This is a genomic window from Streptomyces sp. NPDC020192, assembly GCF_044388685.1.
Taxonomy (GTDB): domain Bacteria; phylum Actinomycetota; class Actinomycetes; order Streptomycetales; family Streptomycetaceae; genus Streptomyces.
The window spans coordinates 1-13,392 of the sequence record NZ_JBIRXG010000076.1 but is presented as its reverse complement, the minus strand read 5'-3'; the positions used below and the strand labels follow the sequence as shown (position 1 = coordinate 13,392).

Genomic DNA, 13,392 nt, shown 5'->3' with positions numbered 1-13,392 from the left:
CAACTCCTCAGCCCAGCCCTCGACTTCAGCAATCCCCTCCACGACCGGACAACGAGAAGAACCAGCTCAGGACACGATTTCTGACTGGAGTACTAATAGTGCTTCGTTAGGTTCTGGCTCCGGTTCTGCTTGTGGTGAGTGGGCGGCCGCAGGTGGTGCAGGTGCCGGTCCAGCACCTCAACAGGTCCTGGAGTGTGTCGAGGACTTGGTAGAGGGTCAGGCCGGCGTGTGTGCTTTTGGGTCGAGCCGCCGGAGGGTTTGGAAGGCCTGGGCAGCGGTGACGAGGGTAACGTGGTGGTGCCAGCCGCGCCAGGTGCGGCCCTCGAAGTGGTCCAGGCCGAGGCCGTGTTTGAGTTCGCGGTAGTCGTGTTCGATCCGCCAGCGCATCTTCGCCCACCGCACGAGTTCCTCGACGGGTGTGGTGGCGGGAAGGTTCGAGATCCAGTAACCGGTCGGAGCGTCCTGCCCGGCAGGCCATTCCACCAGTACTGCGTATGTGGGTAGGACACCGTCCCACCGGTAGTGCCCGCCGCCCGCCTTCTGGGCGGCGGCCAGGGACTGCTTCCCCGCCGGACGCACGGTGAGCACGGCGAACCGTGAGGTCATCCGCCCTTTGCTGCCCTGCCGCCAGGTCACCTCGGCGAGCATGTCCGCAGTGATCTGTGCTGCGTGCTGCGACAGGCCCAGTGCCGGGGTTCGACAGCGCGGCAGGGTCGGCGGTCCCAGGCCGCTGTAGTCGGGCTGGTGCGGCTCGGCCTGTTCGGGGTGGGCGACTTCCTTCCCGGTCAGTGCCAGCACATAAGCCAGGCCCCGTTCCTCCAGTGCGAGGCGGAAGGGGGTGCTGACGCCGTAGCCGGCATCAGCGACCACGACCGGGGCCTTCAACCCCCATCCGGCGAGCCCGTCGAGCAGACCAAGCGCCAGACGCCACTTCTCCTGATGACCGTGCCCTGCGGCACTCCGGCCTTCCGGCAGCGGTCGGGCTCCTCCGTCCACTCCCGGGGCAGATACAACTGCCAGTCCAGCGGACACGACGCCGCGTCGGTGGCGGCATGGACGCTGACCGCGACCTGGCAGTTCGCCCGCTTGCCCAACGCTCCACAGTACTGGCGGGCCACCCCGACCGAGGCGGCGCCGCACTTGGGAAACGACACGTCGTCGATCACCCACACCTCAGGACTGATCGCCCCGCACAACCGCTCAGCGATCCGCCGCCGCACCGGCAACGGATCCCACGGCGACTGGTTCACGAACTGCTGCAACGCCTGCATGTTGCCGTCCGGCAGCCGCTCGGCCATGGGCTGGACCGACTTGCGACGGCCGTCCAGCATCAGACCCCGCAGATAACACTCGCCCCACCGCCGCTGATCCCGCCGCGGCACCGAAGCGAACACATCAGCTACGAACTCCGCTAACTCACCCCGGAGCCGCTCCACTTCCCCCAGCCTCACACCGCAAAGATGCCCACCACCAGGCGAGATCACTCGACGTAACGAAGCACTACTAACCGGTGGCAGGGCTGCGCTAGAGCGAGCCGGTCCCTGGCCTCTGCGCGGGCAACGGCTGTAGGAACTCGGAGCGTCAGGCCCGAGATGTAGGCCGAGGATGATGGAAAGCGGCAGGCTGTTCCAAATGCCCCGATTCGTGTCGTGCTGACTGGGTGTGACTGTGCCGCGAGCGAGCGATTTTCGTCCGCAACAGCTATAGCGGCCCCGTCGGCAGTGCTTCCCTGCCACCCTGGTGCGATGGCAAGCGAACTGCCGCCGGGGCATCCTCCGCGAGTCCTTAACCCCCTGTGGATCATCGCGCTGTTTCTGGGGCTTTCAGAGACCACGGTAGGTATCGCTGCTGCTCAATCAAGCGGCTGGGTGCAAGGGCTGCTCGCAGTGTTCGCAGTCTCGTTTCCCATCCTGGTGTCCACCGTGTTCTTCCTCATCCTGTGGCAGCGGCCGGAGGTGCTCTACGCGCCTGGGGACTTCCCCGAACACGTCCCAATCAGCGCCTACGTGGACGGCATGCGCCGGCGGTCCGTGCCTGATCCCGACACCATCCAGGCGGTAGTCAACGACATGCTGCGGGCGGTACTGCCAGCGGCTTTGGAGAGTTCTTCAGATGCCTCCGACGTGCTGGAGGAGGCGATGGCCACTGCCGAACAGACCCTCGCCGAGCGCATTCTGACCGTCGACATCAGTCCCATCACGGGGGCCCCCAGAGACGTGTTCCGTTGTACGGTCTTCAGCACGCAGACGGTGAGTGGTTTCCTCGACGCACTATGGGCAGACGCCCTCGACCGCTTCGTCCCTCCGTTCAGGTACGGTCGGGATTGGGTTCTGGTCGACCAGCAGAGCAACAAGCAGCTCAGGGACCTGGGGTCCAACTGGTCCCGGAGAAACGGTACGGAAAGCGACGAAAGGCTCCTCAGCGGCGTGGGCATCACCCCCGCATCCCGACTGGTCACAGTGCGCTTGAACAGTAGTGCCCGACGTCACTTGCCCCACCCTTCCGAACCCCGTGCGACCGCGTCCAACTAGTACTCCAGTGCGAGTTTGTGATCTGTGCGCTTCGACCGTGCATGAGTGCGGGCCGCGACCGGCGAGTCACGTCCGGCGTCGGCGGCGCCAGTAGTGCACGGTGACTGCCAGTAGCAGCGGCCCCCAGAGGATGATGGGCGCGTAGCAGAGGTTCAGGACCACGACGGAGATGCCGTGGGGGGCGTCGGGGTCCGGATTGACGAACATGTTGTGGATCAGGCCCACGGAGTACACCATGACCAGGCCAGCTCCAACCAGGGCGGGGATCACTGCGGCCGGGACCGGCACCGGGCGGCCGCGCAGGCCCGGCACCCAGCGCGGCCAGACCTCGCCCCAGGACTGCACCAGGCCGAGCGTCAGGAAGGCGAAGACCTCCGAGAACACCGTCAGGCCCACGATGTAGAGCGACCCCCAGCCGGGCACGTGGAGCGTCCTTTTGGCCTCCGGCCCGAAGCCCATCATCCAGCCCCAGGCCATCGGGAGCCGCCATAGGCTGGACGGCAGCGGCGTCAGGACCGCCAGGCGCGCTGCGTTGCGCGCCCAGCGCGGGACATCGGGCAGGGTCTGCAGGGCGGAGAACATCAGCATGGCGACGATCATGGCCGCAGTGCCGGCCTCGCCGCGTCGGCCTCCGGTCGCAAATAGATCATGCCCCAGCAGGAGCTGTCCGTCCGCCTCGGGTCGCACGCGCCCGTCCGGCGACCCGGACCCGATCACCTGGTACTCCAGTGCGTTTCGTGATCTATCCAGCGGGCTCGCTGGCGATTCGGCGTCGGTAGTGGCTGCGTCGGGCTGTTGCTTGGCGGCGTCGGCGCCAGTTGGACCAGTGCAGCAGCTTGGTCGCTGTTACGGCTGGTGGGTTGAAGACAGCGGCGAGTAGGTGGCGGATTTCCGGGACGGTCAGCGTGATCGGATCGCGGCTGCGGGCGAAGTGGTGCGTATCTGCGGGCGGTTCGGGGGTCGCGTCGGCGGCGAGGGCGGTCAGGAAGGCCAGGACGAGCATGGCGAGCGTGATGTGCCGGTGCCATGAGGTCCAGTTGCGGACCTGGTAGTGGTCGAGTCCGACCTGGCTCTTGGCGGCCTGGAAGCACTCCTCGACGCTCCAGCGGGCACCGGCGACGCGGACCAGTTCGGACAGGGGCACTTCGACGGGTGACCAGCACAGGTAGAAAGCGAGTTCGCCGGTGGACCGGTTGCGGCGGATGAGCAGGTGGCGGTGGCTGCCGGTGCCGATGTGGATCCAGGCCCAGTCGTAGTAGCGCGGTCCTTTCGCGCCGTTTCCGGCGCTCTGACGGTGCCAGGCCGTGGCGGGCAGGTGGCCGGCGAGGGTGTCGGCGCGGGCGGGAGTGCGGCCGTGGTTGATTCTCACCCGTGTCGAGCAGGCGACGGCCAGGACATAGCCGATGCCGCGCGCCTTGAGGGCGGCGTGGAGCTGAGGGTCCTGGCCGTAGGCTTCGTCGCCGGTCACCCAGGAGGCGGTGATCCTGGCGTCCAGCGCGGCCTCGATCATCTGCTCGGCCAGGCGGGGCTTGGTGGCGAACTGCACCGTCTCGAGTATCCCGGCCGCGGTGCGGCGTTCTGGATCATTGGACCAGGAGTGTTCGGGAAGATAGAGACGTCGGTCGATCAGGGCCCGTCCCCGGCTGGTGGCCAGGGCGAGGAACACGCCGACCTGGGCGTTTTCGATGCGTCCCGCGGTGCCGGTGTACTGCCGCTGCACTCCCGCCGAGGACCGGCCTTTCTTCAGGAAGCCGGTCTCGTCGACAACGAGAACGGCGCCGTCGGCGCCGAGGTGTTCGGCGGCGTAGGCACGCAGGTCGTCGCGGACAGCATCGGCATCCCAGCGGGCGTAGCGCAGCAGACGTTGCATCGGCCTGGGCCGCGTATGGCCCGCCTGTTCGGCCAGCTGCCAGCAGTTCTTCCGTTCGACGCTCGACAGCAGCCCGAGCAGGTAAGCGCGGGCCGCGGCCCGGGGCTCAACTCGCCTGAACCGGCCCGCGATCCGGGCCATGACCTGGTCGAACATCGCCCGCCAGCGGGCAGGGTCTACGCTGCGGCCTGCGGCCACCGCACGATCTTCAGGAGTCCACACAACCCCCGATGATCACGCGGTGGCCGTACCCATTCCCAGCCCGGTCCGCGACAAGATCGCGAAGTGAGACTGGAGTACTAGCACCTTCAAGAGGCCGTTACAGAGACCGCTGGCGGACCCCCTGGCCAGGTAGCCAGCCGGCGGCGCGGGAGTTCAGGCCCGGCGGAGTCCTGAGGCGGGGGGTTATCCGGAGTCCAGGGAGAGCGGGCCTTCCTTCGCCCATACGGCCTGGACCGTCACGACCGGCGGCACGCAGGCGTTCGACTCGCTGGAGGACTTCGAGGGACACTCGCGCCGGCCGCAGACCGGGCGCCGCACGGCTGGTCGGGGCGAGCCTCGTCTACGTGACGTTGCGCCACCCGTCCCTGGCAGCCCCGCTGGGGGCCGCATTCGGGGGGCGTGACCTTCTTGGTGACGACCGCCCTCGCCCTGGCCCGCCGGCCCGCGCAATCCCCCGCAACAAGGTTCTCGCGATATTGCCACGCGAGTTTTTCCCGCCTCGCTCTCTACGAGTGTCACTGACGCCTGCAAAGAGCAATGCTCAAGACCTGTGGATCAGTCCCGGGAGGAACGCGGAAGGCGTACCTTCCCGAATGATCCTGTGATGGTCACCGAGTAGGCCCGCGTTCGCAGCGCGGGTCGGGAAGGCACGCCCGTGCTCAGCGTAGTGAACCCCGATGGCTCCACCGAATCCGGCTCTCTGATCGACGAGATCGTGCGCGAGGGCGCCCGCCGGATGCTCGCCGCCGCCCTGGACGCCGAAGTCGACCAGTGCATAGCCGAGTTGGAGGCCGAGACAGACCGAACCGGCCGACGCCTGGTGGTACGCAACGGCTACCACCTGCCGCGCACGGTGGTCACCGCAGCCGGGCCGGTGGAGGTGAAGGCGCCGCGGGTGAACGACCGCCGCATCGATGAGGCCACCGGCGAGCGCAAGCGGTTCTCCTCCAAGATCCTTCCACCCTGGTGCCGCAAGTCACCGAAGATCTCCGAGGTGCTGCCGCTGCTGTATCTGCACGGCCTGTCTACCGGGGACTTCGTCCCGGCGCTGGAGCAGTTCCTCGGCGGAGCGGCGGGCCTGTCCGCAGCGACCGTGACGCGGCTGACGGGCGGCCGGTGGCATCCGGACGACCGCGGTCCCCCCGTCCAGATCCACCGTCGTTCGGTTCGGTGGCGCCCCGTCCTCCTCGTCGTCGCGCATCAGGAGTGCGGACTGGCGCTGCTTCAACTCGTTCTGCCTGCCTGGCGAAAGGCTCGCGTGGAGTTGCTCGAACCCGGTCGCCGATATCTGGCCCTGACGTGCTCCGTTCCGCCACGGAAGGACCCCAGCCCTGCCCGCACGCAACAGAAGCTGATCGACGAAGGCACGCGCTCTACACCCTCGGCATGGCCTACCGCGGACTCGGCCGCCTGGACGAAGCTCTGGACGCCCTGGACGGGGCAGTCCAGGCCTACACCGAAGCCGACAACCGCTTTCTGGGCGCGGACGCCCTCGGCCACTACGCCGACACTCTCGCCGCCGCCCACCGCCATCCCGAGGCACAGGCTGCGTGGGCCAAGGCTGCCCAGTGGTTCGACGTCACCGACCGAACCCGGTCCGAGGCAATCCACGACAAAGCCCATAAAGCGGCCGAAAGGCAAGACGGAGGCGTGAGCCACCAGTTGGGGCGGTGACCTTCCGTCGGCGATGCGACTCCCTGGAGGTGGTGGTCCAGGTCCATGACAGCCGCCCTGAACCGGAAGCCGGCGACCGGTGGGAGCCCGCGGAAGAGGTCGGCCTGTGTGTCGGTTTCCAGGCGGTTGTCGGCGGACAGGTGGATGTGCACCATCCTGTACCGCTGAGAGTGCACCAACTTGTGTTGGAGACGGGTCGTGTCCGTGAAGTGCCTGTCGCCGGTTGGGGTGCCGGAGGAGGCGGCCGATCGCGACCGCCCCTGCCAGCGTGGGATCAGGACGCTTGCGAGACCCGGTTGAAGAGCCGGCCGGCGAGGTCGACGCCTGTGACCGCGCCGTTGGCGTCGCGGGAGAAGTAGCCGCGCTGCCCCTTGAGACCGCCTTCGGTGACGATGTACTCGTCGCCCTCGCCGGGAAGGAAGCCGATGTCCGCGGCCGGGTAGTCCGGGGGCATTTCCTCGTCCGATGCCTGGCGGATCTCCGGTTTGATCCCGACCGCCAGGGTGAGACGGATGCCGTCGGTGGCGATGCCGAGGTTCATGGCGTCGATCTCGTAGCGGCCGACGACCTGTTGGGCCCGTCCCTCGTCGTACGGGACCGGCTGCGCCGTCTTCTCGATGACGCCGAGGTAGTGCTCGAGTGCCCACCGCACGACGGACTGGTTGAAGGGGTAGCCGTCCGGGCCGGCGTTGGCCAGGGAGACCACCGCGAAGTTGCGCTCGGGCACGATGAGCAGCTCGGCAAACTGGCCGTTGCCCGAGCCGCCGTGGCCGATGGCGTGCAGGCCGTCCAGGTCGTGCAGGAACCAGCAGATGCCGAAGCCGTCGCCGAGCGTGCTGGCGCGCAGCCCGACCGTCTGCGCCCGCATACGGTGCAGCTCCGCGGCAGGCAGCACGCCCTCGCCGTTGCCGAGTTGGAACCGTGCCCAGCGCAGCAGATCGCTCACCGAGGAGGCGAGGCCGCCGCCGGGGTTGTCGCCGCGCGCACCCTCCCTGAACGCTGCCCAGGGCCGGGCGGGGCGCAGTTCGCCGTCGTCGCCGCGGTTGTAGCCGACGGCGAACTTGCGGACCATCACCTCGGACAGGCCGTACACGGTGTCCGCAAGGCCGACCGGTTCCAGGATGAGCGAGGCCATAGCCTGCTCGAAGGGCAGGCCCGTGACCTTCTCGATGATCCGCCCGGCCAGGTTGTAACCAGCTTGACTGTAGGAGGCGCGGGCGCCGGGCGGTGCGATCAGCGGCAGCTGGGGCAGCTTCCCGACGAGTCCGGCCAGGGAGCGGTCGCCCTCGCCGTCGTCCATGAGGTTCCAGTCCAGGCCCGCGGTGTGGTTGAGCAGGTTCAGGACGGTGATCTGCACCGCGGCCTGCTCGTCGGCGAGCTTCAGCTCGGGCACATAGCTCCGTACCGGCGCGTCCAGGTCCACCTTTCCCTCGGCGACCAGGCGCATCAACGCGGTCGCCGTGAAGGTCTTGGACACCGAGGCCAGAGGGAACAGTGTCTTCTCGTCGACCGGCAGCGGGTTGCTGAGGCTCGTCACGCCGTGCGAGGCGTAGATCTCCTGGCCGTCCAGGAGCACCCCGACGGCGACGCCAGGAACGCCGAGCTCCGTGGCCTGCGCCTTGACGAACTCCGACAGCTTGTCCTGCGACATTACTCCCCCTCCGGACGCTTGAACTAAGTACGAGAGAGAGCGTATAGGGCCGCTCGAACAAAGTGCAAGACTTGGCATGAACTAAGTTCGAGTAGGATCGTGGCTATGCCGCGAGACACCCTGACCGCTGACCGGATCGTCCGTGCGGCCATCGAGCTGCTCGACGACGAGGGACTGGACGGCCTCAACATGCGGAGCCTGGCAAAACGCCTCGGCTCGGCTGCCACCGCCGTCTACTGGCACATCAAGACCAAGGACGACCTGGTCCGACTCGCCAGCGACGCGATCTGGCACGAGGTCGAGCTGCCCGACCTCGGCACCACCGACTGGCGCACGGCCGCCACCGCCCATGCCAGCAGCATGCACGCGATGCTCACCCGGCACCCCTGGCTGGTCCAGGCATTCGGCAGCCACCTCCTGCACGGACCCTGCCAGGCCCGGCACAACGACCTCAGCCTGGCCATCTACGAAAAGTCTGGATTCGCCGCCGCCGACGCGGACCGGGCGGCCGCCTCCATGTTCACCTTCGTGCTCGGCAGCGCGCTCGGCCCTGCCGCGCAAATCTCGCTGAACCGCCGGCTGAGCAAGAACGGCGCGGACGCCGGGCAACTGATGGCCGAAGCCATGACACGCGCCACCGAAACCGCCATGCAATTCCCGCGCCTGCGCGAACGTCTCGACACTGCGGCCGCCACGGAGTACGCCGCAGCGCCCGACAACACCTTCGCGTTCGGCCTTCAGTCCCTCCTCGACGGCTTCGAGGCCCGCCTCACCGCCGACCGCGCCAGCCGGCACAAATAACTCGCCCTGGACCATACCCGCCCGGCCGGCCGCAACCTCTGTCGCCCTCCCGGCTTCACGCCGACACGGTGCACATGACTCCGTACCTGGTGGTGCACTCAGACGAGTACGCGGACAGCGGTGAGCTGGAAGAGCCGGGCAGTGTGCATGTAGGGCGGCCGGGCGGTGGTGGCGAGTTCGAGGCGTTCGAGGTCTGCGTAGAAGTCCGGTTCGTGCTTGCGTGCGTCGTCGGTGATGTAGTCGCAGAAGCTGCGGATGCCGTAGTGGGCGATGTCCCGGCATCCGGCCTCCCACAGGGTGCGGATGATCTCTTCAGCTGTATGGAGCGTCAACGCCGAGTTGAACATCTGCGTGCGCGCCTGATCGGTGTCGAGTGCGGCGAGCGCGGCTGCGGGGTCCATCTCCCGGACGGCGATGTTCAAGGGCGCCGAGTGCCGGTTGATCGCCATGACGGAGATCAGGCCCCGGCCTTCAGCGGGGAGAGTGCCGAGGCGAGAGCGCCTGGGACGTCGTCCATGTATTGCAGGAGGTCATGGCAGAGCACGACATCGAATTCCCCGTTGGCGAGGTCGCGGGGCAGATCGGTCGCGTCGGCCTCGACGCAGTTGATCAGCTCCGTCACGCCGCCTGCCACGGCTCGGTCGGTGGCTGCTGCGAGCATGGCGGGTGCGTAGTCGACGATGGTGACATGGTGCCCGCGGGCCGCGAGGCGGATGGCGTCTCCGCCGTCGCCGCCGGCGAGGTCGACTATCCGCAGGGATCGGGCAAGTCAGCGCGGGGACAAGGCGGCGGTGCATGCGCTTCGGCAGCAGGTGCGACGCCTACCCAGTGCCGATCCTGATGATCCGGACTACCGGCGGCTGCGGTACATCCGCTATGCCGACGACTGGCTGCTCCGCGACCTGCAAGCTCGCGTCCGCAGCGAGCAGCAGACATCCGAGTGGAAGGCCCGCCACGCGGTCCGCTCCGGAGTGGAGGGCACCATCAATGAGTTCGCCCACGGACACGGCATGCGCCGCTGCCGCTACCGAGGACAGCCGAAAGCCCACCTTCAGCACGTCCTCACAGCGATCGCCGTGAACATCGAGCGCCTCAGCGGCCTGACACCGGTCGAGGAACCGCCCTCGCCGCGGCCACCGACTGCCTTCCAGGCCTTCCTGGACCAGCACGAGATCCCCCGGTCAAAGTCCTGGCGAACCCTCAGCAGTCGACCTCAGCCACCAAGATCGCCGACAGAGTCAAGCTGAGAAGGGTTCGGCGGCCCGTAGGAGATCCTGCGGAAGGTAGGGGGACTCGACGCGGATGGCCCAGCCGCGGCGGCGGGCGTGGCAGGTCAGGGCGAGGATGTCCAGGTTCACGGAAGCGTCCGGATCGTTGGCGCGGTCGGCGACCTGGTAGTAGTCGCGGTGGGCTTCGAGCGCGTCGGCCAGGGCCAGGTTGAAGCTCTCCTCGTCGCCCTCCACGAGTTGTGACAGCAGCACGGCCGGCGGCATGGCGAAGCCCCAGTCCTTGGCTTTCTCGGCTTGTTGCAGCGCCCGCTGCGCGGCCGGTTCGGGATCAACGCCCTTGAGGTAGGCGTGGAGGGCTTCGCGGTACGCGCTGAAGGCGGAACCGTCCGGGCCGGCGAAGGTTGGGCCGGTGAGGACCAGCGGGGCGAGGTCCTCGCGTGCGCCGGTGATCAGGGCGAAGGCGGTGGCCGTCTGCCAGTTGCCGGCGCCGGCCTCCTCGTCCCGCTCGGCCGGGTAGCGCAGCGTGCGGCCGCCGACAGTCACCTCGGCCTCGGTGCCCGGCTCCGCGAGGGCGATACGGAAGAGGGCCGCCCCCATCTGGGAGGCCAGCCGGAGGTTCGCGAGCAGGGCGTCCGTAACCGCGGAGTCCCCCGCGCGCCACTTGAACAGGCGCTCCTGATCGCCCATGACGCTGCCCAGCTCCCAGACAGCAAGGGGCTCTTCGCCGACAGGCGTGAACGCCTCCTGGATGTGTTCCTCGTACAAGGCCTCGATCCGCGGGTTCACCGTCCGCTTGCAGGCGGGCCGTTCCACCACCAGCGGGCCCGCGGCGAGCGCGGCGACCGCGTCCGGGCGCCGGTTCCGGCCGAACCCGCCGACCCGGGGGCCTCGGGTCTCGAAGCCGGTGATCAGCGCGTGCGGGAGGTAGTCGGAGCGGACGGCCGGGGCCCAGCCCAGGGTCCGGTACGCGAGAGCGGCGAGGGCGATGGGAACGAGCGGGAGGAGAGTGCTCGGGGAGGCCGCGGGGCCGTGCAGGGTGGTGTGCCTGGCCAGGAGGTCGGCCAGCGCGGCATCGAAGGCTTCCCGGTCCTCGGCGGTCAGGGCGCGCAGCGTGACCAGCGCCGCGCTGTCCGGCCGGTCCAGGAGCGGCTCGCCAGTCTCCTGGGCGCGGGTTCGGACGCGGTCCAGGGCCGCGTCGACGGCGGTGAGCTTGGCCTGCGCGCTCGGCGGATACTCCTCGTCGTTGCCGGTGTCGTTCAGGACCACGGCCATCAATCCGGTGGCGAGCTCGCCGATGGGCGTCCCCTGCGCCTGCTCGGCGAACTTCTGCCGGGCGAAGTGGAAGGCCTCGCCGTGCCACTTGGCCCTGTCCCTGAGGACCGTCAGGCAGAGCGCGTCGATCCACTCCCCGGGCGTGACGCTCTCCTCGGGGGCATCCTCACCGGGGCCGTAGCTCATGCCGAAGTTCACGTACTCCAGGAACACCTGGAAGCTGCAGTGCGGGTGGTAGGCGGCGTAGGCGACGGCGCCGGCCGCGGCTTCGGAGGCGTCTTTGAGGGCGGCTTTGGCCTCCGGGGTGTCGAGGTCTGGTGTCTCGACGGAGAGGGCGCCCAGGTAGTCGAGGAACTCGTCTGCGATTGACTGCCATTCGTAGGTGGCCATCCGGCCGGCCCGCGACATGGACCGCAGCTGTCCCCCGATGCGGTTCGTGAAGTCCTCGCGTGCCGCCGACACGACGGCCCCGCCCACCTGGTGACGCTCTATTCGCACTGCCCTGCTCCTTGATCGATCTCTGCGACAGCCAGCCTAGGTGCGGGATCTGACAGGCCAGCGACTGACTGCTGTGACCGGGGCCCTGGCTGGGCCGCGGGATTTTCGTGGCAGGTGCGTCAGCGGCGGTGCGTGCCGTGCCGCCCCTGGAAGCCCCGCGAGCCCGGGGCCCGAGACTTCGCGCGCTCGTGCTCAGCCGAGGCGGGGCCGGCCGAGCGACTCCGCCCGTAGTGCTGCGCTGCTGGTCAGCCGGGGCAGCGCGGCAGGAGGGCGAGCCGGGTGCGGGGTCGGCGACCAGGACGGAGGCGGGCTTGTCGGCGTCGCGTTGTTTGGCGGTCAGTAGGGCGTGGACGGCTCGAGAGGCGAAGGGGTTGGCGCCGATGGCGTAGACGGTGTCGGTGGGGAAGACCGTCAGGTGTCCGGCGCGCAGGGCGTCGGTGGCGTGGGTGATCCCGGTCTGCCGGGCCGCCTCGGTCCGGCAGTCGTACGCGTGCGTGGTCGGCTCCGGTGCCTGGTGCTGTTGTGGTGGAAGGGTTTCGGTCGACCCGGCTGCGTCGGACACGGGTTACAGGTGCGGGGCGTGTGCGGTCGGTGCGGGGTGGGCGCGGGAGGTGGGCCTGACGGCGAGGGTGGCCGCGCTGGTTGCGTGCCGCATGAGGTCGTGCGCGGCGTTGGTGATGTCCGTGCTGGTGCCGGGGGGACAGAGTTCGGGCGGTGCGGGTCGGGGTGCGGCCAGGCCGTCCAGTGCGGCGCCGGTGTCCCGGAGGTGCCGCGCCAGCTGGTGGAATCCGTCGGCGCTGTAGGGCAGGGGCGGGGTCGCGTGGGGCGGGTGCGCGGTCAGGGGTGCGCGCAGGCGGGCGGGGGCGTCCCGGACGGTGTCGAGCCCGGCCATCAGTTGCCGCGGTGGGCGTGGCTGGGTGGCGAGCCTGTTCTTCGAGGTCGCCAGGTGTTGTTCGGCGGCCTCGACGGCGTCGCGAGTGTGGGCGCGTTCGGCGGGTGGGGCCCTCCGGCCAGGGAGGCGACGCGGTCGAGGTAGCCCGCCTGCGCCATGAGCAGGTCCTCCAGGCGCCCGGGGCCGACGGAGCAGGTACGGCGGGCAAAGGCCGGGGTCTCGGCCGGCCCGCCGCCGCACCCGGAAGCCCGGCTCTGGCCTGCCACAGCCGCACCGGCCTCCCACACACGAGCGACCTGACGGTAGCGTGATCGACATGACGGCTGAGGGCGAGACGGCAGAGGGCGAAGCACTCGTTGGCGGCATGGTGAACGCGGGCGCGGTCTTCCGCCACGGTGCCCTGGTGGAACGCCCGGCGCCGCGCACAGCGCGCGCCCTCCATGCCCATCTTTTCGCGCTCAAAGAGCAGGGGTTCGACGCGGCTCCAAAGCCGATTGGTCTTACCGCAGACGGCCGCGAGCAGCTGACCTTCATCCCGGGCGACGTCGCTCTACCGCCGTTTCCGCGCTGGGTGATGACCGAGACCGCGTTGAGCTCGGTGGGAAGCCTGTTGCGGCGCCTGCACGACGCCAGCGCTTCCATCGCGGTTGACGCATACGCTGAGTGGCCCCGATCCCTGGCCGACCCGGCGGGAGGAACGATGCTGTGCCACAACGATGTGTGCCCGGAAAACGTCGTCTTCCGCGACGGCC

At 69.0% G+C, this 13,392-nt stretch carries 10 protein-coding genes and 5 pseudogenes; 5 read left to right on the top strand and 10 right to left on the bottom strand.

Going from position 1 to position 13,392, the window contains the following annotated elements; genetic code table 11:
- Positions 1–216 precede the first annotated feature (216 nt).
- A pseudogene (locus ACH47Z_RS46410) lies at positions 217–1,772 on the bottom strand (IS701 family transposase).
- Here ACH47Z_RS46410 and ACH47Z_RS46405 point away from each other — a divergent pair.
- Entirely contained in the window at positions 1,746–2,531 is a 786-nt protein-coding gene (locus tag ACH47Z_RS46405) for a hypothetical protein (protein WP_399086458.1), read from the top strand. The pseudogene ACH47Z_RS46410 and the gene ACH47Z_RS46405 overlap by 27 nt on opposite strands.
- A gap of 66 nt (positions 2,532–2,597) precedes the next feature.
- Here the strand turns inward: ACH47Z_RS46405 and ACH47Z_RS46400 are convergent, their stop codons facing one another.
- Together ACH47Z_RS46400 and ACH47Z_RS46395 are read right to left on the bottom strand one after the other, a co-directional pair.
- Positions 2,598–3,131 (bottom strand): hypothetical protein, encoded by a 534-nt coding sequence (locus ACH47Z_RS46400; RefSeq protein WP_399086455.1) that lies wholly within the window; start codon positions 3,129–3,131, stop codon positions 2,598–2,600.
- Between the two features lie 142 nt (positions 3,132–3,273).
- Positions 3,274–4,542: an IS701 family transposase gene (locus ACH47Z_RS46395; RefSeq protein WP_399086464.1), complete on the bottom strand. Its 1,269-nt coding sequence runs from the start codon at positions 4,540–4,542 to the stop codon at positions 3,274–3,276.
- Positions 4,543–5,278: 736 nt separating this feature from the next.
- Between ACH47Z_RS46395 and ACH47Z_RS46390 the strand changes: the two are divergent.
- A pseudogene (locus ACH47Z_RS46390) lies at positions 5,279–5,752 on the top strand (transposase); the annotation flags it as partial.
- Here ACH47Z_RS46390 and ACH47Z_RS46385 read toward each other — a convergent pair.
- A pseudogene (locus ACH47Z_RS46385) lies at positions 5,735–5,971 on the bottom strand (DUF6191 domain-containing protein); the annotation flags it as partial. The pseudogenes ACH47Z_RS46390 and ACH47Z_RS46385 sit on opposite strands and share 18 nt — an antisense overlap.
- A 600-nt stretch (positions 5,972–6,571) precedes the next feature.
- Positions 6,572–7,948: a serine hydrolase domain-containing protein gene (locus ACH47Z_RS46380; RefSeq protein ID WP_399086452.1), complete on the bottom strand. Its 1,377-nt coding sequence runs from the start codon at positions 7,946–7,948 to the stop codon at positions 6,572–6,574.
- A gap of 105 nt (positions 7,949–8,053) precedes the next feature.
- Between ACH47Z_RS46380 and ACH47Z_RS46375 the strand changes: the two genes are divergently transcribed.
- A complete protein-coding gene (locus ACH47Z_RS46375) occupies positions 8,054–8,749 on the top strand; it encodes a TetR/AcrR family transcriptional regulator (protein WP_399086449.1) in 696 nt (231 codons plus the stop codon).
- Between the two features lie 98 nt (positions 8,750–8,847).
- Here the strand turns inward: ACH47Z_RS46375 and ACH47Z_RS46370 are convergent, their stop codons facing one another.
- The gene (locus tag ACH47Z_RS46370; RefSeq protein WP_399086446.1) at positions 8,848–9,198 is read right to left on the bottom strand and encodes a hypothetical protein; all 351 of its coding nucleotides are present in this window, start codon (positions 9,196–9,198) and stop codon (positions 8,848–8,850) included.
- A gap of 8 nt (positions 9,199–9,206) precedes the next feature.
- Positions 9,207–9,464, bottom strand: coding sequence for a class I SAM-dependent methyltransferase (locus tag ACH47Z_RS46365; RefSeq protein WP_399086461.1), 258 nt, complete (start codon positions 9,462–9,464; stop codon positions 9,207–9,209).
- Here ACH47Z_RS46365 and ACH47Z_RS46360 point away from each other — a divergent pair.
- Complete coding sequence (locus ACH47Z_RS46360) at positions 9,430–9,996, top strand: transposase (protein WP_399086443.1); 567 nt, start codon at positions 9,430–9,432, stop codon at positions 9,994–9,996. The genes ACH47Z_RS46365 and ACH47Z_RS46360 overlap by 35 nt on opposite strands.
- On the opposite strand, the gene ACH47Z_RS46355 is transcribed toward ACH47Z_RS46360, so the two are convergent.
- The 3 genes and pseudogenes from ACH47Z_RS46355 to ACH47Z_RS46345 form a co-directional block, all read right to left on the bottom strand.
- Positions 9,988–11,727 carry an immunity 49 family protein gene (locus ACH47Z_RS46355; protein ID WP_399086440.1) on the bottom strand — a complete coding sequence of 580 codons (1,740 nt, stop codon included), beginning with the start codon at positions 11,725–11,727 and terminating at the stop codon, positions 9,988–9,990. The genes ACH47Z_RS46360 and ACH47Z_RS46355 overlap by 9 nt on opposite strands.
- Positions 11,728–12,001: 274 nt before the next feature.
- Positions 12,002–12,310 (bottom strand): annotated as a pseudogene (locus ACH47Z_RS46350) (L-threonylcarbamoyladenylate synthase); the annotation flags it as partial.
- Between the two features lie 3 nt (positions 12,311–12,313).
- Entirely contained in the window at positions 12,314–12,640 is a 327-nt protein-coding gene (locus tag ACH47Z_RS46345) for a hypothetical protein (protein WP_399086437.1), read from the bottom strand.
- A 316-nt stretch (positions 12,641–12,956) separates the two neighbouring features.
- On the opposite strand from ACH47Z_RS46345, the pseudogene ACH47Z_RS46340 reads away from it, so the two are divergent.
- A pseudogene (locus ACH47Z_RS46340) lies at positions 12,957–13,392 on the top strand (aminoglycoside phosphotransferase family protein); the annotation flags it as partial.

Excerpts from the sequence above, each read along its gene's own strand:
- ACH47Z_RS46405 (WP_399086458.1), top strand. The coding sequence starts at position 1,746 with ATGGCAAGCGAACTGCCGCCGGGGCATCCTCCGCGAGTCCTTAACCCC.
- ACH47Z_RS46400 (WP_399086455.1), bottom strand. The coding sequence starts at position 3,131 with ATGATCGTCGCCATGCTGATGTTCTCCGCCCTGCAGACCCTGCCCGAT.
- ACH47Z_RS46395 (WP_399086464.1), bottom strand. The coding sequence starts at position 4,542 with ATGGCCCGGATCGCGGGCCGGTTCAGGCGAGTTGAGCCCCGGGCCGCG.
- ACH47Z_RS46380 (WP_399086452.1), bottom strand. The coding sequence starts at position 7,948 with ATGTCGCAGGACAAGCTGTCGGAGTTCGTCAAGGCGCAGGCCACGGAG.
- ACH47Z_RS46375 (WP_399086449.1), top strand. The coding sequence starts at position 8,054 with ATGCCGCGAGACACCCTGACCGCTGACCGGATCGTCCGTGCGGCCATC.
- ACH47Z_RS46370 (WP_399086446.1), bottom strand. The coding sequence starts at position 9,198 with ATGGCGATCAACCGGCACTCGGCGCCCTTGAACATCGCCGTCCGGGAG.
- ACH47Z_RS46360 (WP_399086443.1), top strand. The coding sequence starts at position 9,430 with ATGGTGACATGGTGCCCGCGGGCCGCGAGGCGGATGGCGTCTCCGCCG.
- ACH47Z_RS46345 (WP_399086437.1), bottom strand. The coding sequence starts at position 12,640 with ATGGCCGGGCTCGACACCGTCCGGGACGCCCCCGCCCGCCTGCGCGCA.